At 64.8% G+C, this 22,368-nt stretch carries 20 protein-coding genes and 2 pseudogenes; 15 read left to right on the plus strand and 7 right to left on the minus strand.

Annotated elements, in window-relative coordinates:
* Positions 1–35: 35 nt before the first annotated feature.
* The 4 genes from ACZ9CK_RS16530 to ACZ9CK_RS16545 all read right to left on the minus strand — a co-directional run bounded on the left by ACZ9CK_RS16530 (position 36) and on the right by ACZ9CK_RS16545 (position 5,213).
* Positions 36–935 carry a fumarylacetoacetate hydrolase family protein gene (locus ACZ9CK_RS16530; protein ID WP_426300425.1) on the minus strand — a complete coding sequence of 300 codons (900 nt, stop codon included), beginning with the start codon at positions 933–935 and terminating at the stop codon, positions 36–38.
* Positions 932–2,230, minus strand: a complete 1,299-nt coding sequence (locus ACZ9CK_RS16535; protein ID WP_426300427.1) for an aspartate aminotransferase family protein — start codon at positions 2,228–2,230, stop codon at positions 932–934. Before ACZ9CK_RS16535 ends, ACZ9CK_RS16530 begins: the two co-directional genes overlap by 4 nt.
* Positions 2,231–2,242: 12 nt before the next feature.
* A complete protein-coding gene (locus ACZ9CK_RS16540; RefSeq protein ID WP_476050507.1) occupies positions 2,243–3,190 on the minus strand; it encodes a C-terminal binding protein in 948 nt (315 codons plus the stop codon).
* 223 nt (positions 3,191–3,413) lie between these two features.
* Positions 3,414–5,213 (minus strand): sigma-54-dependent Fis family transcriptional regulator, encoded by a 1,800-nt coding sequence (locus tag ACZ9CK_RS16545; protein WP_426300431.1) that lies wholly within the window; start codon positions 5,211–5,213, stop codon positions 3,414–3,416.
* A gap of 419 nt (positions 5,214–5,632) precedes the next feature.
* Between ACZ9CK_RS16545 and ACZ9CK_RS16550 the strand changes: the two genes are divergently transcribed.
* The gene (locus ACZ9CK_RS16550; RefSeq protein ID WP_476050508.1) at positions 5,633–6,280 is read left to right on the plus strand and encodes a TetR/AcrR family transcriptional regulator; all 648 of its coding nucleotides are present in this window, start codon (positions 5,633–5,635) and stop codon (positions 6,278–6,280) included.
* Positions 6,281–6,334: 54 nt separating this feature from the next.
* Here ACZ9CK_RS16550 and ACZ9CK_RS16555 read toward each other — a convergent pair whose 3' ends face one another.
* Positions 6,335–7,798, minus strand: coding sequence for an APC family permease (locus ACZ9CK_RS16555; protein ID WP_476050509.1), 1,464 nt, complete (start codon positions 7,796–7,798; stop codon positions 6,335–6,337).
* Positions 7,799–7,902: 104 nt separating this feature from the next.
* Here ACZ9CK_RS16555 and ACZ9CK_RS16560 point away from each other — a divergent pair.
* Positions 7,903–8,325: pseudogene (locus ACZ9CK_RS16560) on the plus strand (type 2 periplasmic-binding domain-containing protein); the annotation flags it as partial.
* 65 nt (positions 8,326–8,390) lie between these two features.
* Here ACZ9CK_RS16560 and ACZ9CK_RS16565 read toward each other — a convergent pair.
* A complete protein-coding gene (locus ACZ9CK_RS16565; protein ID WP_476050510.1) occupies positions 8,391–9,320 on the minus strand; it encodes a threonine/serine dehydratase in 930 nt (309 codons plus the stop codon).
* A 140-nt stretch (positions 9,321–9,460) separates the two neighbouring features.
* Between ACZ9CK_RS16565 and ACZ9CK_RS16570 the strand changes: the two genes are divergently transcribed.
* From ACZ9CK_RS16570 to ACZ9CK_RS16590, 5 genes and pseudogenes are all read left to right on the plus strand, one after another.
* Positions 9,461–10,291 (plus strand): hypothetical protein, encoded by an 831-nt coding sequence (locus ACZ9CK_RS16570; RefSeq protein ID WP_476050511.1) that lies wholly within the window; start codon positions 9,461–9,463, stop codon positions 10,289–10,291.
* 41 nt (positions 10,292–10,332) lie between these two features.
* Positions 10,333–10,734 (plus strand): annotated as a pseudogene (locus tag ACZ9CK_RS16575) (type 2 periplasmic-binding domain-containing protein); the annotation flags it as partial.
* Positions 10,735–11,129: 395 nt separating this feature from the next.
* Positions 11,130–11,810: a class I SAM-dependent methyltransferase gene (locus tag ACZ9CK_RS16580; protein WP_476050919.1), complete on the plus strand. Its 681-nt coding sequence runs from the start codon at positions 11,130–11,132 to the stop codon at positions 11,808–11,810.
* Between the two features lie 456 nt (positions 11,811–12,266).
* Positions 12,267–12,734 (plus strand): phosphotransferase, encoded by a 468-nt coding sequence (locus tag ACZ9CK_RS16585; RefSeq protein WP_426300441.1) that lies wholly within the window; start codon positions 12,267–12,269, stop codon positions 12,732–12,734.
* A 128-nt stretch (positions 12,735–12,862) separates the two neighbouring features.
* Entirely contained in the window at positions 12,863–13,816 is a 954-nt protein-coding gene (locus ACZ9CK_RS16590; protein WP_426300443.1) for a D-2-hydroxyacid dehydrogenase family protein, read from the plus strand.
* Between the two features lie 32 nt (positions 13,817–13,848).
* On the opposite strand, the gene ACZ9CK_RS16595 is transcribed toward ACZ9CK_RS16590, so the two are convergent.
* Positions 13,849–14,652 carry an IclR family transcriptional regulator gene (locus tag ACZ9CK_RS16595; protein WP_426300445.1) on the minus strand — a complete coding sequence of 268 codons (804 nt, stop codon included), beginning with the start codon at positions 14,650–14,652 and terminating at the stop codon, positions 13,849–13,851.
* Between the two features lie 121 nt (positions 14,653–14,773).
* Here ACZ9CK_RS16595 and ACZ9CK_RS16600 point away from each other — a divergent pair, with 121 nt between their 5' ends.
* The 8 genes from ACZ9CK_RS16600 to ACZ9CK_RS16635 all read left to right on the plus strand — a co-directional run bounded on the left by ACZ9CK_RS16600 (position 14,774) and on the right by ACZ9CK_RS16635 (position 22,068).
* Positions 14,774–15,277, plus strand: a complete 504-nt coding sequence (locus ACZ9CK_RS16600) for a tripartite tricarboxylate transporter TctB family protein (RefSeq protein WP_426300447.1) — start codon at positions 14,774–14,776, stop codon at positions 15,275–15,277.
* A 2-nt stretch (positions 15,278–15,279) separates the two neighbouring features.
* Positions 15,280–16,782, plus strand: coding sequence for a tripartite tricarboxylate transporter permease (locus ACZ9CK_RS16605; RefSeq protein ID WP_426300449.1), 1,503 nt, complete (start codon positions 15,280–15,282; stop codon positions 16,780–16,782).
* A 49-nt stretch (positions 16,783–16,831) separates the two neighbouring features.
* The gene (locus tag ACZ9CK_RS16610; RefSeq protein WP_426300451.1) at positions 16,832–17,839 is read left to right on the plus strand and encodes a tripartite tricarboxylate transporter substrate binding protein; all 1,008 of its coding nucleotides are present in this window, start codon (positions 16,832–16,834) and stop codon (positions 17,837–17,839) included.
* Positions 17,840–17,897: 58 nt separating this feature from the next.
* The gene (locus ACZ9CK_RS16615) at positions 17,898–18,536 is read left to right on the plus strand and encodes an RraA family protein (protein ID WP_476050512.1); all 639 of its coding nucleotides are present in this window, start codon (positions 17,898–17,900) and stop codon (positions 18,534–18,536) included.
* Positions 18,537–18,601: 65 nt separating this feature from the next.
* Complete coding sequence (locus ACZ9CK_RS16620) at positions 18,602–19,393, plus strand: NAD(P)-dependent oxidoreductase (RefSeq protein WP_476050513.1); 792 nt, start codon at positions 18,602–18,604, stop codon at positions 19,391–19,393.
* Positions 19,394–19,492: 99 nt separating this feature from the next.
* A complete protein-coding gene (locus tag ACZ9CK_RS16625; protein WP_476050514.1) occupies positions 19,493–20,830 on the plus strand; it encodes a TRAP transporter large permease subunit in 1,338 nt (445 codons plus the stop codon).
* A gap of 12 nt (positions 20,831–20,842) precedes the next feature.
* Positions 20,843–21,091: a hypothetical protein gene (locus ACZ9CK_RS16630; RefSeq protein WP_426300459.1), complete on the plus strand. Its 249-nt coding sequence runs from the start codon at positions 20,843–20,845 to the stop codon at positions 21,089–21,091.
* Positions 21,088–22,068 carry a cyclase family protein gene (locus ACZ9CK_RS16635; protein WP_426300461.1) on the plus strand — a complete coding sequence of 327 codons (981 nt, stop codon included), beginning with the start codon at positions 21,088–21,090 and terminating at the stop codon, positions 22,066–22,068. Before ACZ9CK_RS16630 ends, ACZ9CK_RS16635 begins: the two co-directional genes overlap by 4 nt.
* Positions 22,069–22,368 lie beyond the last annotated feature (300 nt).

Genomic DNA, 22,368 nt, shown 5'->3' on the forward strand with positions numbered 1-22,368 from the left:
TGCAGGAGGAACGCTTCCGCGATGCGGAGGCTGGGTTAGAGCTGGGGCTTGCCGACGCGGTTGCGAAGCAGCCCGACCTTTTCGATGTCGATTTCCACCGTGTCGCCTGGCTCGAGCCAGATTGGCGGGTTCCGCTTCGCACCGATGCCTTGGGGCGTACCGGTCGCGATGACGTCACCCGGTTCAAGCGTGAGGAAGCTCGACAGGTAGGAGACGATGCGCGCGATGGAAAAGATCTGGTACCGCGTATTGGAGCGTTGCACTTCAACGCCGTTCACCCGCGTGGCCAACTCAAGTGTTTGCGGGTCTCCGACTTCGTCCAGCGTTACCAGGGCCGGCCCCCAGGGCGTTGAGCCATCAACCGCCTTACCGGCCAGCCACTGGGTTCCGCGGTACTGAAGATCGCGTGCCGTGACGTCGTTCAGCGCGGCAAGGCCAGCGACATACTGGAGTGCTTCGGCCTCTGAAACCTCGCTCGCGCGGTGGCCGATGACTACTGCGACCTCACCTTCGAAGTCGAGGTTTCCGCTGACCCGCGCACCGCCGATCTCGTCCTCGGGACCGATCATGGTGGAGGCGAACTTGGCAAAGACATCCGGGTACTCGGGTAAGGCCCGTCCGGTTTCAGCCACGTGGTCCTTGTAGTTGAGCCCGATGCAGAGCACCTTCGAAGGGTCCGTGACCGGCGTCGTCAGGCGAACCTCAGACCGTGCGCCGACGCGGGCCACCGGGTCTTGCGCAGCGAGGGCTGTTACCTCAGCAGAGACCGCCGCAATCCGTTCACCATAGAGTTCAAGGAACTCACGAACGGAGGCCGTTGCTCCGTGGACCGCCTCGTTCGAGCCCTGCAGAAGAAGCTCGAGGTCGTAGACCGAGTCTTCAACCAGGACGCCGCCCCGAATGCCGGATTCGTGTTCGTAAGAGATGAGCTTCACAGTTTCTGGCTCCCGTCTTTTGCTTCGGCGCATCCCGCCACCCCGAGCACGGCATCGGCGAGGCGCTCGGCGATATCCGCCGCGACGTTTTCGTCCATGGGTGTGGAGAGGGAGAGCAAATTGGCGGGCGAACCGAGCAAGCCACGCTCATAGCTTGCCCACCACAGGCGATGCTGGATCTCCTCGCTGACCTTTTCCGCGCCCGCGGGAACTGCCCGGAGCAAGGAACCACGGCCACGGATCTCCCAGCCCGCTTCGGCGATTTTGGACTTCACAGCTTCACGGGTGGTGTCCCCGAGTCGGTTCAGGCGCAGCACTTCCTCGTGCGGGTACAAGCGCAGCGCAGCTGCGCCGGCGGCCATGCTGACGGGGTTTCCTGAGAACGTGCCACCGTGGGGAAGGCTGCCTGGGCGGGTCGGGTCCACCTCGGCCATGAGCTCCGCCTTGCCGACCACCGCCCCGACGGCGAATCCGCCGCCAATGAGCTTGCCGGTGGTAAGCAGATCAGGGGAGACTCCATAGTCTCCGCTAAGGCCGTTGTAGCCGAGTCGCAAGCTGATGACCTCGTCGATGATCAGGACAATCCCAAAGCGCGTCGCGAGTTCCCGGGCCTCTCGCACGAAATCCTCGGAGATGCTCAGCAAGCCGGCCCGGTTGGGCAAGAGGTCGAGAATGATGGCCGCGTAAGCGTCCGGAGCGGCTTCAACCGCCTGGCGCAGGAAGTGGATGTCATTGAGCGGCACTGCAGTGACGTCGTCGATCACGCCCTGGGTTACACCCCGCGTGTAGCTCGGGCCGCCTGGCACCAGCGCGACTTCGGATGTGCCGTGGTAGCCGCCCTTGGTGACAACGACCCGCTCACGCCCGGTGCTGGCCCGCGCGATCCGGATCGCCGACATCACGGCCTCAGTGCCGGAGTTCGTAAAGCGCACTTGGTCGAGGTCCGGCAGGCGCGAGAGCAGCAGATCGGCTAGTTCCCATTCGTAGAGGTTGGGGATGCCCCAACTGGCTCCACTCGCCAGGGCTTTCGTGGCTGCTTCAGTGATCTCGGGATGGGCGTTGCCGTGGATCAGCGAGGTGAAGTTGTTGTTTGCATCGATCAGTTCGCGGCCGCGGTCATCCCAGACCCGGTAGCCTTCGCCCCGGATCGCATAGGGACTCGGTGCGCCGGTGTAGTAGGTCGACCGCCCGTAGCCACCCGGCAACAACGGGAAACCCCGTGGACCCCTGCGCAGGTGTGGATCCTCCGCGATTCCGCGCTGTGCAGCTGGCTCTAGGTGAGTGTTCGTTCCCAATTCGTCCTTCTTTCAGTTCACAAGATCGATCAGCGGCTGCCCGGTGAGTGCGAGCCGCACCCGCTCCACCGCGCCGTCCTGCAGGGCGCCCGTCGAGCGATTCGAACGCCAGGCGATGTGGGGCGTGAGGATGGTGTTGGGAGCTGAGCGAAGCGGGTGTTCGGGGCCGAGCGGTTCCTGGGCGAATGTATCGATCCCCGCACCCGCAATGTGCCCCGAGGCCAACGCGGCCGCGAGGGCCGCTTCATCGATGAGGCCTCCGCGCGACACGTTGACGACGACGGCGCCTTTGCGCATCTTCGCCAGGACGTCTCCGGAGACAAGGTTTGCGGTGTCGTCGCTCAGGGGCAGATGCAGGGAGACGACGTCGGAGTTCTCCAGGACGTCGGCGAGGCCGGTCATCTCCACGAAGCTGTCCGTGACAAAGGGGTCATAGGCCCGTACTCGTGCTCCGACGGCCTGGTACATCCGCGCCACGTGCTGGCCGATGCGTCCCATTCCGAGCACGCCGACCTCAAGTTCGGAGAGCACCGGGGTGTCATAGCTGATGGTTCCGGCCCAGCCGTGGTCGCGGATCGAGGCGTCACCGGCCGGCAAACGCCGGGCCAGCGCCAGCCCCATGGCGAACGCGTGCGAGGCGACCTCTTCCGATGCAGTGCCCGGGACGATGGATACGGGAATGCCGGCTTCCGTGGCCGCGGCAACGTCGATGTTGTCGTAGCCGATGCCGTACCGGATGACAGCCCGGCATTTGCGCATTACCGGGAAGTCCGCGGCCGTCAGCCGTGCGTAGGGGGTAATCATCACAATGTCAGCTTCGGGAAGCCCTGCGCGGAAGCCGTCGGCGTCAGCCGCGGGGTTGAGTTTGTAGCCGAACTCTTCCGCAAGCGCGTGCTCGCGGTCCAGGTTCGGGAAATGGTGAGGGGCCACAAGAATGGTTCCCTGGGCATCGCGGGTCATAGTTTCTCGTCCTGTTCGTGTCGTACCCTCGTTCGCTGCCTAGCACCTTTTCGGGAGGTGCCGGTTTCGGGTGATTTCAAGTACAACGCGATATCAAGAGACCCATCCGTGCCAGATCGAGACACACGATGGGACACCTGGGCCTGCATGACGCGGACTCCCCGGGCAGCCCAAGGTGCCGGTCATCCGGGATGACCGGCACCTTCTTGTGCCGACGTTTGGACTAGAGGTCGAATCCCCGGCTGCGGAAATAATCCATCCGGCGGTAGAGCGTCGAACGGCCAATCTGGAGCGTTTCCGCCGCCAGGCTGCGGTTGCCGTTCGCTTCGGTAAGGGCGGTACGGAGTTCGCTGAGTTCAGCATCCTCAAGCCTCGAGAGGCGTCCCTTGGTCAGAACGCGGTGGAATCCCTGCGGAAGGTCATCGACCGTGACCTCTGCACCTTCCGCACGCTCAACCGCGTTGGACACCACTGCCCGCAGCTGGTCAATGTTCCGCGGCCAGTCGGCGTGTGTCAGTGTCGTAATGAGCCTCCGGGACAACCTTCGTTCCCCCAGTTCCTCCGCAATGGCATTCGCGAGTTGTGGGATATCTTCCCGCCTGTTCCGCAACGGGGCGACAGAGATCTCAAGGACATCGAAGGACTCGGAGAGCAACAACGTGGCATCCGTAGGCCTGGCGATGGTGAAGATCAGCTTGGTGGCCGAGTTGCCCCGCAAACTCTGCGCAATCTCGCTGGCTTCGTTCTGCGAGAGTTCGTCCGCGTGTTCAACGATTAGGGTCGATGGCAATTCCGTGGCCACACGGTGAAGCACGTCCCTGAGCTGCGGGTTCCTCAGCGCGCCGCTCCGCGCATCGACTACCATTTGGCTGCCACGCAGCGAAGCGATGGCGCTGGCCAGTCGGCGTTTTCCGCTGCCCAACTCACCTATCATCACAACGGACCGAACCTGGTCAACAGCCTTCCGAGCGAGATTCAGGGTGCGCTTGAATTCGGTACTGGTCCCGTCGAGCTGGGACAACAAGCGGTCGGCGGCCCCCTGGATGGAACCTTCCAGCTCCTGCGGGGGGCTCTTCGTTTCGACTGAGCGTTCTTTGGATGGCGAGTGCGGCCGGACCACAACAATGGCCCCGATATTCGCGGCTGAGAGGGTCACAGGGGAGACTTCCAGGGTGGCCAGACCGGGCCCTTGCAGCATTACCTCACAATTCATGTCCCGGCCGGAGGACATCACGGCTTTGGCATAGCCCGAGATAATCGAAAAGTCGCGGTCCTCCAACGAGGCAGTCGCCGAAGCGTTCAGGAGGGAGTTCTTACCGTCCAGGGCGATGACGGCGCGGTTGCCCCTTCGCCGGGAAATCCTCAGGTATTCGCTGAGCAGCGCGCGCTCCCTGGAAGAAGTCCGCACCTCGATGTCACGCTCGATTCGCGAGGCTACGCCCTCCAGCATCAGCAGCGTTGAAGACGGTTCAAGGGTGGACACCCGGTTGGCGGGAAGCGTCAGCCCAATCACAGCCCGCACTCGGTTGTGGAACGGGTCGCGTACCAGAGACGCAAAGCACCAGTTGCCGCGCATGTCCTCACGGAAGTGCTCCTCCGGGGCCAGCCAGACCCCTCGCCCCTCTTCCAGCGCGAGCCCCTCACCGTTGCTCCCGCAGCTCTCCTCCAACAGCGAGTATCCGGCGGGAAAGCCGTCATCGCGCAGGAAGTCTGCCTTCACAAGCACTCCGTTGGGTGCCGTCAGGCTTACGTATCCACCCAGGTCCGCCGCAACTTCATCCAGCTTCTGCAAGTGCGGACCGGCGGCATGGATCGTGTGTTCATCTACCCGGCCCTCGTCGAAGAATCCCCGATCGGCCACTGCATCAACTCCAGCGGCCCGGCTTCGGTACCAGGAGCGAGCCACGATCGGCCTGATTCCCGTCAGATCAGCATGCGGCTGCATCAGGAACAGTTCGCGAACACGGTTCGTTTCGCGCAAGGACTCATACGGCCAAGGGGACAGGACTTCAGCCGAGGCCATTTTGGTCGCCTTCTTCGTTCCTGCGAGCGCGGAATACGAGGGGCCTCCTGGCATGGGCTGGCTTGCGGCGGGACCGGAACGCGGATTCGGCGCTCCAATTTTCGTCCGAGGCCGCATTATCCTCGCGCGCCCGGGCGCGAATATAAGCAGCCACCATGCCTGAAAGGCCGCTACCAAAGACGACGTCGCTCCGACTGGTCCCCACACCCGGATATTCGGTGACCATTTTCTGCTCTTCCCGTTCAGACCGCTCATAGGGCTCCAGGGAGGTACCCCTTGCTGCCAAATCCAGCTTAGCTAACTAATGGTCGTTAGGGAAGAGGCGATGTGGGAAATTTGGCACATTCGAGCGCCGTCCCCGAGCCGTCCTTCCAGACCGCAACGGCGACCAAGCCGCCGGCTGTTACGATGACGGAATTATGAGCGCTACGTCATACGAGGCCGCCCTTGACGCCTTTGTCCATCGCCTTGAGGAGTGGAACTGGGCGGGGCAGAAAGCCGCTCGTCAGCACATCCTCGAAGCATTCCTCGAGTTGGCGATAGCCAACGGCTTCAACTCCGTGTCGATGCGAACCATTGCGAATGCAGTCAACATCAAGCCGCCCAGCCTCTACTCGCACTTTCCGGCAGGGCGGGATGAGATCGTGGCCGAGTCGCTGCGCTGGCACTTCCATCGTTTCGGCGTCGCCTTGATCGATGCAGTGAGCCAGGCCGCTTCGGCCGATGAATTCTGGGACTCCATGGTCCGGCTTCATTTCACCCGCCAGGTGCGGCTTCCCGAAAGCAATCTCTGGGACCTGTTGGTAGCGACGGACAGAATGGCCGGCATCCTCCCCCGTGACTTGCGCACCCAGGTTGACGACTGGGTCGATCTCCACGAAAACATGTACGTGGCAGCAGCGCGCGACATGGGCTATCCGAAAGCCCGGGAGCACGTCAAAGTTGTCATGACACTGCTGGAGGGAGCAACGCGGTGGGCATCGACAGAATCCGACGACGCCGAGCTTAAGGAACTGGCGGACCGGGCGGTCCTACTCTCACGAACCGTCCTCAGCGTTGAGTTCTGAGTCCTCTCCTGCGTCTGATACCAATCCGGAAGCAGCCAGCACCGGCGACGCCGATCAACCGATTTTCTGACGGCCCAGCCGGGCGTAGATTTCGGGGCGCTTGGAGCGGAGGAAGAATGCGTACGCAATGCCACCAAAGAACAGCGCGAAGGTGAAGGTCATGAAGATGACCGTCATCACGGCCGAGCCTCCGATCAGCTCCGGGTAGTTAGTGATCGCCAGGTAGGTGATAGCGCCAAGGAAGAGCACGCTGATGATCGGCGCGACGATGGTCTTCCAGACCGACTCCGGTGCGGAACGGCGGCGGCGGAGGAAGTAAACGAGGACCGCAAAGCTGGTGATGAACATCAGGAGCAGCACGGCGAAAGTGCCGCTGCCGGAAGCGATGGGATACAGGGCGTCGGGGGCAACACCTATGGCTGTGAAGATCACCGTCGCCACAGCCCAGACGAGGCCCACTGCCAGGGCAGATACGTACGGAGACTTGTGGCGGGGATGGACCCGTCCGAGGACTGGAGGCAGTGCGTGGTCGGCGGCAAGCGAGAAGCTGTACCGTGCGGCGATGTTCTGGATGGACAGCATGCACGCCAGGACGGACGTAATAAGCAGGATCATGGCAACATCCGCGAAGATCTTGCCCGCCAACGCGGCTACGGCGTCGTTGAACAGATTGACAGTGTTGCTTTCCGCCGCGGCCTGCACGTTGTCCGGCCCCAGGAACGCGATGAATGCCCAGGCAGCAACCGCGTAGAAGAGGCCAATGCCGATGACTGCCAGGAACGTCGCCCGCGAGATCGTCTTGTCGGGGTTCTTGACCTCGTCCCGGTAGATCACTGTTGCTTCGAAGCCAAAAAAGTTCCCGACGGCGAACAACAAGGCGAGGCCGATGCTCGCATCGGTGAGGGAGGGAAGGGCGAATCCCACCCCGTGCACAGCATCAAGTCCGTTTACGGAGAATGACGCGAAGTCGAAGACGACGATGACAGCCACCTCAAGAAGCATTACAGCCGTGAGCAACTTCGCGGAGAGGTCGATGCGGTTGTACGCAAGGACGGTGGTGACGGCGATGATGCCGAGCGCGTACCAATACCAAGGAACATCCGGGCCGTTGAGGGTGTTGACGACGAATCCCTGGAGGGCCACGCCGAAAAACGAAGGGGCGAAGAATCCAATGAGGATGTAGCCGAAAAGGGCCAAAAAGGCGCCGCCGAGGCCTGCAGGTTTGCCCAAGCCGGCAGTGACAAAGGAGTAGAAACCTCCCCCGCCCCGGACGCTGCGGCTCATCTTGACGAAGCCGACGGAGAAAATCAGCAACATCAACGTGACCAGAACGTAAATGGCCGGAGCCGTCTGGCCGCTGAACATCAGCAGTACGGGCAGCGTGCCCGCAACCGTGGCCAGCGGCGACGAGAACGCGAGCACGTTCATCACGAGCTCCCCGACTCCCATGTTGCCGCTGAGCCGATTCTCCTGGGAGGGACGCGCCACTTTCGGCGCGTCAATTGTGGTGTTGTTCATGTAGTCCTCGTCACTAAATCCTGAGTGCTGAATCACAGTAGCGAGTGGACACCATGCTGACGCTGTGCCAGTTTGAGACACCTTTGCCCGGGCGGCGCCCCGACGCGAAGAGTGACTCGGACATTGGCGAGGTCAAGGAAGCGAAGGACGTGGCGGGCAAGCGGGTGATCGTGGGCTCGGGCACCAACCAGGAGGCGATCCTGTATTACGACGACGACTCCGCCTCCTCGCTGGCCATCCAGTCCGGCCGTGGGGACCTGACTTTCGGTCCGAACGCGGGGGCGGCGTACAAGGCCGCGAAGGACGGCAAGACCAAGCAGGTGGGCACCGTCAACGGCGGCTGGCCGCTGAAGGCCGACATCGCCTTCACCACCAAGAAGGGCAACGGGCTCGCGGTTGCTGCGCAGGCCGCGCTGAACGTGCTTATCAAGAACGGGACGTACGGGAAGATCCTGGACCGCTGGGGGCTTTCTTCGGAGGCGATTACGAAGTCGGAACTGAACCCGCCTGGGTTGCCGAAGAAGTAGGTCCCTTTTCGATTGCTCCGTAACTGACGCTGGCGCCTGAACGACAGTTACGGAGCAGTCGACGTCTAGAGACTCGAAGGATCCGTGTTCGCTCCGCAGAGCACAACGGCCACAGTCTCGCCGTCGGCGGGCCGATATGCCCCGGACAACAGGGCAGCGTATGCGGCTGCCGCTCCGTGTTCGACGACGATCCGGCGGTTCTCCCACAAGCGCCGCCGGGCGGCAATGATGTCGTCGTCGCTGACCAGGACGCTCTGCACCCCGGTACGCCGTGCGACGTCGAAACCGATTTCGCCGATGCGGCGCGCCCCAAGTGAATCCGCAGCGACTCCGGACACGGAAACGTCCACGGGGCGGCCGGCCGCGAGGGCCTCGTGCAGGGTCGGCACCGTCTCGGGCTCGACTCCCACCACCCTGGCTTTACCCTCGACGGCGGCGGCGATGCCGCCCATCAGCCCGCCGCCGCCAACAGCTACCAGGAGGGTGTCGACGTCGGGCAGCTCGGCCAGCACCTCAAGCCCGACCCCTCCGGCGCCGGCCACGATCCCGGGCTGGTCGTAGGCATGGCAGAGGACTGCCCCGTTGAAAGCCGCGAATTCGGCGGCAGCGGTGAACGCCTCTGCGTACTCCGATCCGTGCTGCACCACTGTGGCGCCCGCAGCGTGGAGCTTCGCGACTTTGTTTGCTGGCGCCGTCTCGGGGACAAAGACCGTGGCTGGCACGCCCAGGCGGGCCGCCGCGAAGGCATTGGCCAGGCCGGCGTTTCCGCCGGATGCAACCACGATTCCTGCGGTTTCGGAGAGCTCGCCGTCCTCTCGGGCAGTGAGCTGCCGGTTGAAGGCCCCACGTGCCTTGAAGGAGCCGGTGTGCTGCATGAATTCGCATTTGAACCAGAGGGTGAACGGCAAATCTTCCCCGGACGAAACCATCGGTGTATGCCGGACCAGGCCGGCGGTCTTTGCGTAGGCCGCCTCTACGTCTGCACGGGTAATCATCTTCCTGCCTTTCCTCGCCGCCCATCCTACGGTGGGGTCCAGCGGCCAGCCCTCGAGCGGTTCGAATACCGGTAAGAAGGCAGCTTGGCGGCGCAATCGCGCTAGGCCGTCGCCAGAGGCTCGGGACTAGACTGCCGATCATGCTGTTGGAAACCGGAAAGACGCGGCTCGTCGATGAGTCCCTGTCGTCCGTGCTGCGGTTCGGCGAGGAAGCGAAACCGAAGGGTCAGTGGGCGGGGCGGCGTCTGATGTGGGAAGGTCCGGACCCTGCGTTTGAGCTCTCTTTCTGGTGTGGAACGTGCCCGCTCCTGTTCAAGCGCCTGGAAGGCGCAACGGAGACGTTGTCTATTCCTGAAATGCAGCAGACCCTGAACTCAGGCCTCGAGAACATCGACGCCGGTGTCCTCGAGGCGTTCTCGGCAATGCTGCCCGGCGGGTCTTACGTCCCTATGCTTCTCAGATTGCAGCCCCACCTCGTGTATCCAGGCGGAGCTGGCGACTACTTCAGCGAGGAACAGGTCGCCACATGGGGCGTGTCAGGATTCTGGGGGCTGCCCGAATATCCACAAACGCCGTATTACCGGACGTGGCGGGCTCCGGTCGATACGTCTGCGCACGCGTACGAGTTCGTAGTCCCTATGGTGCCGCCGGCCTGGAACGAACCCGATCGCGTCAAAAAGTACGTCCGGAAACTTTCAAACTCTTCGAGGCCAACGGCCGTAGCTGTATCGATCCTCGACATTTGCCAGCCCGCAATGAACCACGGAACCGATTACTACGCTCACTGGGGTCTCACCCATTTCCTGCTCGATGGCCACCACAAAATGCAGGCTGCCGCAGAATCACAACGTCCGCTGCAATTGCTGTCCCTGCTTTCAATTGAAGGCAGCCTCGCCAAAGGACCAGACATAGAAAGGATCATCGAACTCCGTGCCCGGCCTCAGGCGCATAGGCATCCCGCAGCGCCTTGAACCCGTGGCTGTTGCCGCATCACCAAGCATCACCGACTTCTCTGGGCTTCTACGCCAAGAGCGACTCCCCCATCACCGAGAACAACAAGAAGAACGGCCTGAAGCCGGTTGAGTTCCAGTATTACGACGACGACTCCGCCTCGTCGCTCGCGATCCAGTCCGGCCGTGCGGACCTGACTTTCGGTCCGAACGCGGGGGCGGCGTACAAGGCCGCGAAGGACGGCAAGACCAAGCAGGTGGGCACCGTCAACGGCGGCTGGCCGCTGAAGGCCGACATCGCCTTCACCACCAAGAAGGGCAACGGGCTCGCGGTTGCTGCGCAGGCCGCGCTGAACGTGCTTATCAAGAACGGGACGTACGGGAAGATCCTGGACCGCTGGGGGCTTTCTTCGGAGGCGATTACGAAGTCGGAACTGAACCCGCCTGGGTTGCCGAAGAAGTAGGTCCCTTGGTGGTGCGAAGGCTGCCCCGGCAACGCGGGATCTTTCCGGTGTTGCCGGGGCCGGACCGGCTTTGGGGCGGACCTTGCACGAGCGTGTGAGGCCTCTCGATTCGTCTTCAGTGGACCGGGGTATGCGATGGCCAGCAGCCCGCGCATGGCCCACCGGTGGAAGAACGAGCTTTGCGCCGCTAGGCGCGATCGAGCCTTGAACCCTCCGAGCGGAGGGATCTACGATGAACGGCCAGGAAAGCAAACAGAACCACAAGGGGCGTGCCACGATGTGCCTGGGGAGGGATCGCTGTGGGTGAGGTTGCTTACGGGTCATTGGCGTCGGTGTATGAGTGGCTGGTACCGGATGCTAAGGCGTCCCCGGCGGGGAATGCGCAGGCGTTCGAGATGGTGACGGCGGGGCTCGACCCGGGGGGACAGATCTTGGACTGCGCCTGCGGGATTGGGTTGCTGGCGGTGGGGCTGGCTGAGGCCGGGTTCCGAGTCACCGCGTGCGATGCCAGCCCGGCGATGGTCGAGCGGACCCAGGCGCTGGCTCGCGCTCACGGAGTCGAGGTATCGACGCGGGTTTGCCGCTGGGACCAGCTACCCAATCAAGGCTGGCCCGACCGGTTCGACGCTGTGTTGTGCGTCGGGAACTCGCTCGCGCACGCGGTCGGACGCAGTGGCCGGCGCGCCGCACTCGACGGCATGGCATTCGTGTTGGCGACGGGTGGGGTGCTGGCGCTGACCTCCCGCAACTGGGAGCAGATCCGCTCAGCCGGCAGCAGGCTGGACGTCTGGGACCGGCTCGTGGAACGCGCCGGCCGCAAGGCAGTGGTGGTGTACTCCTGGCGGGTGCCGCCTTCATGGGACGCCGAACACCACCTGCAGATCGCCGTGGCAGCACTCCAGGACGGTGACCAGTTGAAGGTGACGACCGAACTGCTGCCGATTTGGCCCTTCCACCACGAGGAACTCCTAGCCGATCTCGCGGCCGCAGGTCTAAGCCTCGCAGGGTCCACGTACGACGCGACCCAACCGAATTATCTCGTCACCGCTCAGCGACGCGCAGGGTTACCGACCTGACCCACATTCTCCTCATCTCGACGTCGCATGATCACCCCGTCCGCGTAAGACCGGACGGCCATGTAGCGTCCCGCTCAGGCACCGGCTTACGGGCAGTCAGACGCCCTCGCCGAAGACCGCTTGAAGCAGACAAAGCAGTTCGGTGAGCATCAACACCACGACGACGACTATGGCGGCTACGCCTATCGCGGCTGGGAAACGACCACCTGGGACGACACTCTGCCACCCCCGACCCCTAGGCTTGGATCATGTTGGACCAAGATAATCCGGAGATGCTCGACGACGCGATCTACCGGAAGTTCAAGCGCGCAGTGAGCGAAGCAGTACGGGAAGCTGCTTAAGGCGTGTTTGGTAAGTGGTCGGACTGTGGCCGTTCGTCGGCGTGGCGGTGATCGTAAGCATGCATCGCGGGAAAGTTCGGTGCATCAATGAACTGCCAGCTCCTAGGATGAGTGGGTGGACCTTTCGCATCTCGGCGCGCCGATCGGGCCGATGATTCGCGTCCACGGTGGGTTCGCCAACCGGATGTACCGACTCGACACCGACCAGGGGTCGTTCGCGGTGAAGGAGTTAAACCTCGTCGACCGCCGCTGGACCTATCGCGTTGAGGACGTGTTCAGGTTTGAGCGGGCGGCCTTCGCTGCCGGCATTCCGATGCCAGAGCCGATCTCGGCCAGCCACCATACGCTGGTTCACCGATGGGTCGAAGGCGAGAAGGTGCCCGAAGCGCCGGTGTCGGCGGCGTACGCGTTTGAGATCGGTGAGATCCTCGCGCGCCCTAGTGGTGAACGCGCGTTCCACGAAGTGACCGCGATACGGCTTGTGCGATCAGCCGATAGCAGCCGCGTATGCCATGCACTCTGCTCCCGCCCGCGTTCAGCGGCCGGGCCCCTGCTAGACCGATCAATTGTCCAGAACACTTAGGGGCACGAAGGCCGTGGTCCTGAGCGATCATGAGCCTCCACTGTTGTGCCCTTACAGGTTGGCACCCAACCCCGCACCATCGTGACTATCGTGGTCACCAAGGACGAACCCTCCCCCAAAGGAGCACCATGCGCCAGCGCCTCGCCATCCTCGATGACTACCAGGGTGTCGCCTACGACTATGCCCCCTGGGACCAGCTCACCACCGACGGCATCGACGTCGCCGTCTTCAGCGACCCCTTCGAGGACGAAGAAGACCTGGTCCAGGCGCTGCGCGAGTTCAGCATCGTGGTGGCCATGCGCGAACGCACCGCCTTCACCGCCGCCCGGCTCCACCAGTTGCCCAAGCTGAAGCTGCTGGTCACCACCGGCATGGCCAACTCGTCCATCGACATCGACGCCGCACGGAACCTCGGCGTCACGGTTTGCGGCACCGGCGGGTCCGCAGCAGCCGCACCGGAAATGACGTGGGCCCTGCTGTTGGCTGCCGCACGGAACCTGCAGTTCGAAGGCAACGCCATGCGGGCGGGCCGGCTGCAGAGCACCGTCGGTTTCGAGCTCGCCGGCAAGACTCTCGGCGTGCTGGGCCTGGGCAAGATCGGCACGAAAGTGGCAGGGTACGCGAAGGCGTTCGGCATGGACGTCATCGCCTGGAGCCCCAACCTCCACGAGGAAACCGCGGCTGCCGCCGGCGTCCGCAAGGTGAGCAAGGAGGCACTGTTCCGGGAGGCCGACGTCGTAAGTGTCCACGTGCGGCTCTCCGACCGCTCCCGCGGGGTGGTCGGCGAGGAGGAACTGCGGCTGCTCGGACCGGACGGGATCCTGGTCAACACCGCGCGCGGTCCCCTGGTGGACGGGGACGCTCTGCTGCGCGGGCTGAACGAAGGCTGGCTGGGAGGCGCCGCCCTGGACGTGTACGACGTCGAACCCCTCCCCGCGGACCATCCGCTCCTGGACGCGCCGCGCACCGTCCTGACCCCGCACCTCGGGTACGTCACCGCCGAAAGCTACACCCGCTACTACGGCGAGGCCTTCGAGGACGTCCGCGCATGGGCGCAGGGCAAGCCGGTGCGGGTGCTCTAGAAGCCGAGAAGCCGGTCGGGCGCCACGCCGCGCTAATAGACCGAACCCTGCAGCACTTCCGAGAGCCGGCCTGCCGCCCTGCGAAGCTCCGGAACTCCGGCCTTCATCCCGTCTTCCGTTGCGGTCTCCACCACGCTGGTGAAGGCGATCGACTCGCTGGGCCGCTCACGCCGGTTCGGCACAGCCACGGCCACCGAGAGCACGCCGGTGGCGCGCTCGTCCGCGGAATAGCTGTAGTCGACGCCGGGACCGGGCAGCCGCCCGCGCAGCTCCTCAACGCTGAAGCCGGCCTTCTCATGGCCGGCGGCGACGGCGGCACCCACCACTTCCTCCAGCTCACCGTCCGTGGCCGAAGCAATCAGGATCTTGCCGGCCGCGCCGACGGTGAGCGGCAGCCTCTTGCCCAGGGGAAGGTCGTAGCGGAGCGGGGACTCGCCGTCCACGCGCGCGATCAGGATCCGCTCGAAGCCAAGCCGTGAGTAGAGCGAAACGGTCATGCCTGTCTGGGCGGCAGCCTGCTGGAGGATCGGGCGGGCCGCCACCACCAGTGGATCGTTCTCCAGGAAGCTGCGCGCCGCGGGCAGGACCGCGGGGCCGATCCGGTATGACTTGTCGGTCTGGCTGACCATGCCGAAATCCTGCAGCACCCGCAGGATACGCAGGGTGGTGGGCGGGCTCATGCCGCACGCCCTGGCCAGGTCGCTCAGGCGCTGCGGCCTTTCAGCGCGCTGGAGTTCGGCGAACACTTCCATCGCCCGGGACAGCGAGCGCATGTTCGCGGCCTTCTGGCCATCGTCGGCAGCAGAGGCGGCGGAGTGAGTCGAGGCGACCGTCATTGTTTCATTCTATGTAATTTCCTTGCGCTTGACAGACCATGTGGCGGCTGTCACTATTTCTACAGACGCAATGGTCTTTCATTCTATGAAATGATCTTTCCCCCAGTGTTAGAAGGAATCGATGACAACGGAGTCACTAACCGCCAAGCCGAAGCAGGCAACCCATGTTGCACCCACGGTGCTCGCGGGCATCGCTGCCTTTGCCGCCGTCGGCGTGTACGTCCTGGTGAGTTCAATCGGGCTCGGCCTCTGGACATCCCTGGGTCCGGGCGCCGGACTTTTCCCCTTCGCCATGGGCGGGGTGCTGGTGGCGATGTCGGCCATCTGGCTGGTCCAGGAGCTTAGGCAGCCCAGCGAGACGGCCGAAGGCGTCGACCGCAGCCTGGTGCTCGCCGTCGTCGTGAGCCTCGTGGTCCTGGCCGCCGTGCTGGACCTGGTCGGCTTCCAGCTGAGCATGTTCCTCTTCCTGCTGTACCACCTGAAGATCCGCGGCCGCAGGAACTGGCTGGTCTCCCTGATCATCGCGTTTGCCGGAAGCGTTGGGGCGTTCTACGCCTTCAACTACGGGCTGAACGTCACCCTGCCCACTGCGGGAATCTCCCTGTTGAACTCGATCGGACTCTAGACGTGGACACCCTTAACGAACTGATCGGCGGCTTCGCTGCTGCCATGACATGGCAGAACCTGGTCTTCGCTTTCCTGGGCTGCCTGCTGGGCACCATCATCGGCGTACTCCCGGGCATCGGCCCGGTTGCCGGCGTCGCGCTGCTCATCCCGCTCACCATGAACCTGGACGCCACGGGCGCCATCATCATGCTCTGTGCCATCTTCTACGGCACGGCCTACGGCGGAACGATCACCAGTGTCCTGCTGAACACCCCGGGTGAGGCGGCCTCGGCGATCACCACGATCGACGGCTACGCCATGACCAAGATCGGCAAGGCCGGAGCCGCCCTCACGATTGCCGCCGTGGGATCCTTCGTGGGCGGAACCATTGCCACGCTGGGTCTGGTGGCCGCGGCCAAGCCCCTGGGCGAGATGGGCCTGCTGGTCGGCCCGCCGGAGTTCTTTGCCCTGATGGTTGTCGGCATCTCCTTGCTGGTCGCCCTCGCGGGCAAATCCATGGTCAAGGCGGTTATGTCAGGGGCACTCGGCCTGCTGATTTCCATGGTGGGCATCGACCCCGTGGCGGGCGCACCCCGCTTCACCTTCGGGTCCGACAACCTGCTGGACGGCGTCAGTTTCGTGGCCGTGATCGTGGGCGTCTTCGGACTCTCGGAGATCCTTTCGTACCGCAAGGACTCGGCTGCCTCCGTTGTCCACGCCCCAGGTCTGCGGTCCCTGCTCCCGAACCGCAGCGAATGGCGCCGCAGCGCCCCCTCGATGGCCCGCGGCACCGGCATCGGCTTCGGCCTCGGCCTCATCCCGGGCATGACCGGTTCGGTGTCCTCGCTGCTGGCCTATGTTGCCGAGAAGAAGTTCTCGAAGCACCGCAACGAGCTGGGCCACGGAGCCATTGAAGGCGTGGCGGGCCCGGAAACGGCCAACAATGCCCACGCCAACGCCGCGCTGATCCCGCTGTTCACCCTTGGCATCCCGGCATCTCCGACCATCGCCGTCCTCATGGGCGCATTCCTCCAGCAGGGCCTGGTTCCCGGACCGACCCTGTTCACGGAACACTCTGAAGTGGCCTGGGCCATCATCGCCAGCCTCTTCATCGGCAACCTGCTCCTGCTGCTGCTGAACGTTCCCCTGGTGGGCCTGTGGACCTCGATCCTCCGGGTGCCCGCCCCCATCCTCACCGCCCTGATCCTGCTCTTCATGGTCATCGGCGCCTACACCATCAACTTCAACGTCTTCGATGTCTTCGTCATGATCGGCTTCGGCCTCCTGGGCCTCGCGCTGCGGCACCTGGACATTCCGCTGGCCCCGATGGTCCTGACCCTCGTGCTCGGTCCGCTGATGGAACGCTCGCTGCGCGAATCACTCGAAATCTCACAGGGCGACTTCGGCGTCTTCCTCAACCGCCCCATCGCGGCGGTGCTGATCGGCGTCGGTGTCCTCATCGTGCTCAGCCCGCTCCTGAAGCTGCGCAAGCCCAAGGCCCTCATCGAAGACCCCGAAACCTAAGCCATCCCCTGCACAACCCCCAGCACAACCCCTTCAAAGGAGAAGAACCATGCCCCGTACACGCATCGCCGCAACCGCCTTTGCGGCTGCAGCACTCATCGCCCTCACCGCCTGCGGCAGTAACGCCGGCGCCTCCGGCTCGGCCACCGGCAGTGATTTCCCGAAAAAGGGAAAGTCGATTGAACTGATCGTCTCCTTCTCTTCGGGAGGCGCGGTGGATACCGCCGCCCGGCTCGTGCAGCCGATCCTGGAGAAGGAACTCGGAACCAACGTCGAGGTGGTCAACAAGCCCGGCGCAGGCGGGCAGATCGGCTACACCCAGCTGACCAGTTCCAAGCCGGACGGCTACACCATCGGCGCCACGGGCTCCCCGTCCGTGGTCGTCTCTCCGCTGGACCCGGCCCGTGGGGCCAAGTACAACCGCAGCAGCTTCCAGCCGCTCGGCCGCCAGGTCATCGACCCCACCGTGATCGCGGTCCAGCCGGACAGCCCCTACAGGACGCTCAAGGAACTCCTTGACGCTGCCAAGGCCAGGCCGAAGTCGATGACCGCCAGCACCACCGGGCTGCAGACCGGCGAACACTTCGCCCTGGCACAGATCCAGGAAGACACCAGCGCCGAATTCGCCCCCGTGCACTTCTCCGAAGGCGCGTCCCAGGCCACCACTGCCTTCCTCGGAAGGCACGTGGACATCCTGGTGGCCAACGTCAGCGACGTGACCGACCTGTCCAAGCAGGGCAAGGCCCGCGTCCTGGGCGTGATGTCCGCCGAGCGTGCGCCGTCGCTGCCGGACGTCCCCACCTTCAAGGAATCCGGCTACGACCTCGAAGCCGGGACCGTGCGCGGCTACTCCGCCCCGGCGGGGCTGCCCGACGCTGTGGCCAAGAAGCTCGAAGCCGCCCTGCAGAAGGCCATCGAAGACCCCGCCGTGGTCCAGAAGATGAAGGACCTCGGCCTGCAGACCAGCTACATGTCCGCCGCCGACTACGCACAGTTCTGGGCAGGACAGGAGGAGGACTTCAAGAAGGTCCTCCCCATGGTCCAGAAGAAGGACTAGCTCCAGAAGAAGGACTAGCGCCCACCCGCCCGCCAAGCCGACAAGAAAGAGGCCCATCATGACCACTCCCGTCCTCGAGGACATCGACGCAGACTTTCCCCGCCCCGACCGGGAACTGATTGAGCGCCTCGCCAAGCTGCCGGCTGCCAATATCGGCGACGCCATGGACCGCCTCGGTGTCGCGGATTCCGCCATCCAGGCCATCTGGCCCGGCGCCCGCCTCGCCGGGCCGGCCTTCACAGTGTGGGTCCGCCCCGGGGACAACCAGGGCATCCACCGCGCGCTGCAGCTCGCCCGCCCCGGCGACATCGTCGTCGTCGCCGGGGGCGGTGACGAGTCCCGTGCATTGCTGGGTGAGCTCATCGGCGAACGTGCCATCAACCAAGGAATTGCCGGGTTCGCGCTGGACGGCGCGGCCCGCGACGCCGAAACGCTGGGTGAGATCGGCATGCCGGTCTTCGCCCGGGCCACCACCCCGGCGGGCCCCTACAAGAACGGTCCCTCCCGCCTGGGAACCGCGATCTCCTTCGGCGGCGTCCCGGTCCTGCCCGGCGACATCATCATCGGCGACTCCGATGGCATCGTCATCATCCCCCAGGCCCAGGCAGGCGTCGTCGCGGAAGCGGCGGAAGCCGTGTTCGCCGACGAAAGCAACCGCCGCGGGGCCATCATCGCCGAGCGGCGTCCAGGGAACTAACCCGCCATTCACGCAGGCCGGCACCGACCAGCCGGCACCGCAGAACAAAGAAAGACTGAAGATTCATGACAGCGTGCACCGTCATCGGCCTCGGTGAGGCCGGAGCCACCTACGCGGCAGCCCTCGTCGCGGCCGGCCACACCGTGACGGGTTTCGACCCCGTCGCACCCGCCACACCCGCTGGCGTCATCAGGGCGAACACCGCCGCCGAAGCCTGCGTCGGTGCCGACATCGTCCTCGTCCTGACCGGCGCCGCGGCAGCCCGGAGCGTGGCCGCTGAATGCCTGCCCGTCCTGCCGTCGGGCAGCACCTACGCAGACTTCACCTCGTCCTCCCCCAGCGTCATGAGCGAGCTGGGGGCGTCGGCCGGACACGCACTTTTCGCCGACGTCGCCATCCTCGGTCCCATTCCCACCCAAGGCGCCAAGACCCCGCTCATGGTGAGCGGACCCGGGTCCCAAGCGGTCGCCGGACTGCTCGCCCCGCTCGGCGCCGACGTCGAAATCGCCGACGGCGAGCCGGGGGCAGCCATGGCCCACAAGCTGCTGCGCAGCGTCTTCATGAAGGGCCTGGCCTCAGTGGTGGTCGAAGCCGTAACCGCCGGACAGGCAGCGGGCCTGGAGGACTGGATCCGCGGCCAGATCGCCCGCCAGCTGGCCGGCGACGGGCAGGCCGTCATCGACAGGCTGCTGACCGGCACCGCCAAGCACGCCTCGCGCCGGTCCAAGGAAATGCAGGACACCGCGGCCTACCTGACCGCAGACCTCAAAGTCCCCGCGGAGATGACCACGGCCTCCGCCAGCGCGCTCGTACGCATGGCAGGACACCCCGTGGAAGCCGCTGCGGCCTTGCGCTGACCTTGGCGTCAGGCTGACCTTGGTATCAGGAAGAATTCAGGACAGGAACCACCCGGTGTATCCCTCAAAAGCAACAAGCCACCCCTCAGGAAGCACAGCATGATCGGCATCTGGGCACTAGGCGCCTATCTGGCAGTCATCTTGCTTTGGACGACGCTGTTCAAGCGAAGCGTCGGGGAAGCCATGATCCTTGGCTTCGTGGCGGTGCTCCCTTTCACCGGAAGCGCCGCGCTGCAGGTTGGCTGGTCCGCGTTCTATTCGGCTATGACCGATGAAATCGTCTACGCGACCATGGCGTTTGTCTTCATGGGCTACCTGCTGGACAAGGCCGGGGTGCTGGATCGCCTCATCGACCTCCTCAATTCCCTGATCGGCGGAGTCAAGGGCGGGCCGGCGTGGGTGTCCACCGTTGCCTCCGCCAGCCTGGGCGGGGTGGTCCACAACCAGGCGGCCATCGCGGCCACGGTCGGTTCCGTCACCATCCCCTGGATGGAAAAGTCGCGGCTGGACAAGGCCTCGGCCGCCACGCTCGTGGCGGGCAACGCGGGCATGGGCATCACGTTCCCCTTCAGCGCATCCATGTTCGTCCTGGTGGGCTCCGCCACGGTAGGGCCGATGCTGGACGTCAACAGCCTCTTCCTGCCCCTGCTCATCGGCGGCCTATGGTGCTTCCTGCACAGGCTCATCGTCACCTGGCTGGCCATCCGCCGGAGCGGCATGGAGCCCCTGGACGCCGCACACCGCCTGCCCTTCCGGACTGCCGTGCGGCAGGGCTGGGCGACGCTGCTGTTGTTCGCCGTCGTCGCCGCTCCGCTCATCATCACCTCGGGTTCCATCGCCACAGCCCTGTCCGACTGGACCGGCAGCGACGTCACCAAGGCCCTCAGCGTCATCGTGTGGATCCCCGTGGTCCTCATCCTCACCGGCGCCCTGCTGGGCTGGAACCGCCTGCCGCGCAGCGGAAACGACTGGTGGACCCTGCTGCGGGATTCCGCTCCGCGGTTCGGCGTGGTCGGCGTGACGGTGCTCTTTGCGTTCGCCGGGGCGAACGCCCTCGCGGCCACCGGGCTTCCCAAGCAGATGACGGCGCTGCTTACGCAGCTGAACCTGCCTGTCTGGCTGCTGGCCATCCTCATCGGCATGATCGTCATCGCGGTGGCGGCACCGCTGTCCGCGACGGCGACCATGGCCGCCGTCGGGACGGTCGGGGTGGCTACGCTCGTGGCGGCGGGTGTTCCGGCGACGACGGCCGCCGTCGCCGTCCTGATCTTTTCGTCCTGCGAAGCGGCAGTTCCGCCGGGCGGCGCGCCCCTGTACGTGGCCTGCGGCATCGCCGACGTGAACCCCCTCAAGACCTTTGTCCGCCTGTTCACCCACTACGCCCTGCCGCTGCTGGGCATCGGGGTACTGGTCGCCATCGGCGTCCTGCCAATCTAAGGAGCCAAAACCATGCAGCAGGCCAGACGAGCCATCCAAGCAATCTTTGTCATCACCCTCGCGGTGGCGCTCCTCGGCGGCGCGCTCTTCGTGGCGGGGCAGGCCCTGGCACTGGTCCTCGGGCAAGGGCCCTGGCTGGAATTCCTCAACGAATCCCTCAAGGCGCCGATCTGCATCGCCGCCTCGATCTGCGCCGTCGCCGGGTTCCTCCTCAGTTACGGGGCACGCCGGAAGCAGCCGCAGGAGGCGCACTCACGATGAGCACCGCCCTCGGCTACCCCAGCTTCGCCGAACTGCTCGACCGGGACGGCATGCTCGCCGGAACCTCGTGGGGACTGTTTCCGGACCCCGGGCGCGGGACTCCTTCCTTCATCAGCGCCGAGGACGTCCTGCAGGCCCGGAACTGCATCAGGACCGGTGCGGTATTCGGCCTGGACTACGCCGCCGATGCGTTCGATCCGGGCATGTCGCTCAAGCGCGGCGCACCCACGCACACCATCTACTCCTCCCATCCGGCCCACCGCGACGACTTCCTGGACGGGTACTACCTGCAGGGCTCCAGCCAGATCGACGGCCTGCGGCACCGCAGGGCGGACGACGTCGGCTTCTACAACGGCACCCCGGACGACAGGATCCGTGAAGGCACCCCGGACCTCGGCATCCAGGTGTGGGCCGAGGAACCAATCGTCGGCCGCGGCATCCTGGTGGACCTCGACGGGTACCGCAAGGCCCAGGGTGCTCCCATCGACCACGTGAAGGGTGAGGCTCTCGGACTCGACCAGATCCAGGCCGCCCTCGAAACTCAGTCGCTGCAGTTGCGCCCGGGCGACATCTTCATGCTCCACACCGGCTGGTGCGAGTGGTTCCTGGAACTACCGGCCGAGGAGAAGCAGCGCCAGCGGGCCAGCCGCCGCGCCACGGGTGTGGCACAGTCACGGGACTTCGTCGCCTGGGCTTGGGACAACCGGCTGGCACTGCTCGCCGCGGACAACTTTGCCTTCGAATGCCTGCCCGCGGTTCCCGGCAGCCCGTACTCTTCCTCGGCCTTCAACGATCACGGCATGATGCACCAGCAGTTCCTGGCGAAGCTCGGGATGCCGCTGGGCGAACTGTGGAGGCTGGGACCGCTCAGCCGCCACATGGGCAGCACCGGCAGCTGGGACGCCCTCCTCAGCATCAAGCCGCTGAACATCACCGGCGCCACGGGCTCACCGGCCAACGTCACGGCATTGACGTAGCCGGGTGGCGACGGCGTCCCACTGGTTTTGTGTGTCAGTTGCCCTACTGTCCCGGGGCCCGGTAGGACGGCGTCTTCTTAGCGGCTTCGTCGATGTCTTGCCCGGGCCCGGCGCCTCATCCAGTGAAACGGGGCGACTCGCCCCGTTAGCGCAGAAGCTATTCCTCCGGCCAAGGGCAGTCAATATGCCTCCGTCGCCTCGCAGGCGGGGCTGTCCGTAAACGAAAAGGGCGTCCAGCACTGATGTGCTGGACGCCCTGTCTCGTGAGATGAATCGAAGCCGAAAGTTACAGCCACTGCT

The organism is Arthrobacter sp. TE26545 (assembly GCF_056279005.1).

What these genes read in the sequence shown, in the direction of transcription:
- ACZ9CK_RS16590 (WP_426300443.1), top strand. Translation starts at nt 12,863, where the DNA reads ATGCGCCAGCGCCTCGCCATCCTCGATGACTACCAGGGTGTCGCCTAC.
- ACZ9CK_RS16545 (WP_426300431.1), bottom strand. Translation starts at nt 5,213, where the DNA reads ATGGCCTCGGCTGAAGTCCTGTCCCCTTGGCCGTATGAGTCCTTGCGC.
- ACZ9CK_RS16580 (WP_476050919.1), top strand. Translation starts at nt 11,130, where the DNA reads ATGGTGACGGCGGGGCTCGACCCGGGGGGACAGATCTTGGACTGCGCC.
- ACZ9CK_RS16625 (WP_476050514.1), top strand. Translation starts at nt 19,493, where the DNA reads ATGATCGGCATCTGGGCACTAGGCGCCTATCTGGCAGTCATCTTGCTT.
- ACZ9CK_RS16540 (WP_476050507.1), bottom strand. Translation starts at nt 3,190, where the DNA reads ATGACCCGCGATGCCCAGGGAACCATTCTTGTGGCCCCTCACCATTTC.
- ACZ9CK_RS16550 (WP_476050508.1), top strand. Translation starts at nt 5,633, where the DNA reads ATGAGCGCTACGTCATACGAGGCCGCCCTTGACGCCTTTGTCCATCGC.
- ACZ9CK_RS16630 (WP_426300459.1), top strand. Translation starts at nt 20,843, where the DNA reads ATGCAGCAGGCCAGACGAGCCATCCAAGCAATCTTTGTCATCACCCTC.
- ACZ9CK_RS16555 (WP_476050509.1), bottom strand. Translation starts at nt 7,798, where the DNA reads ATGAACAACACCACAATTGACGCGCCGAAAGTGGCGCGTCCCTCCCAG.
- ACZ9CK_RS16565 (WP_476050510.1), bottom strand. Translation starts at nt 9,320, where the DNA reads ATGATTACCCGTGCAGACGTAGAGGCGGCCTACGCAAAGACCGCCGGC.
- ACZ9CK_RS16600 (WP_426300447.1), top strand. Translation starts at nt 14,774, where the DNA reads ATGACAACGGAGTCACTAACCGCCAAGCCGAAGCAGGCAACCCATGTT.
- ACZ9CK_RS16570 (WP_476050511.1), top strand. Translation starts at nt 9,461, where the DNA reads ATGCTGTTGGAAACCGGAAAGACGCGGCTCGTCGATGAGTCCCTGTCG.
- ACZ9CK_RS16615 (WP_476050512.1), top strand. Translation starts at nt 17,898, where the DNA reads ATGACCACTCCCGTCCTCGAGGACATCGACGCAGACTTTCCCCGCCCC.
- ACZ9CK_RS16620 (WP_476050513.1), top strand. Translation starts at nt 18,602, where the DNA reads ATGACAGCGTGCACCGTCATCGGCCTCGGTGAGGCCGGAGCCACCTAC.
- ACZ9CK_RS16595 (WP_426300445.1), bottom strand. Translation starts at nt 14,652, where the DNA reads ATGACGGTCGCCTCGACTCACTCCGCCGCCTCTGCTGCCGACGATGGC.
- ACZ9CK_RS16610 (WP_426300451.1), top strand. Translation starts at nt 16,832, where the DNA reads ATGCCCCGTACACGCATCGCCGCAACCGCCTTTGCGGCTGCAGCACTC.
- ACZ9CK_RS16635 (WP_426300461.1), top strand. Translation starts at nt 21,088, where the DNA reads ATGAGCACCGCCCTCGGCTACCCCAGCTTCGCCGAACTGCTCGACCGG.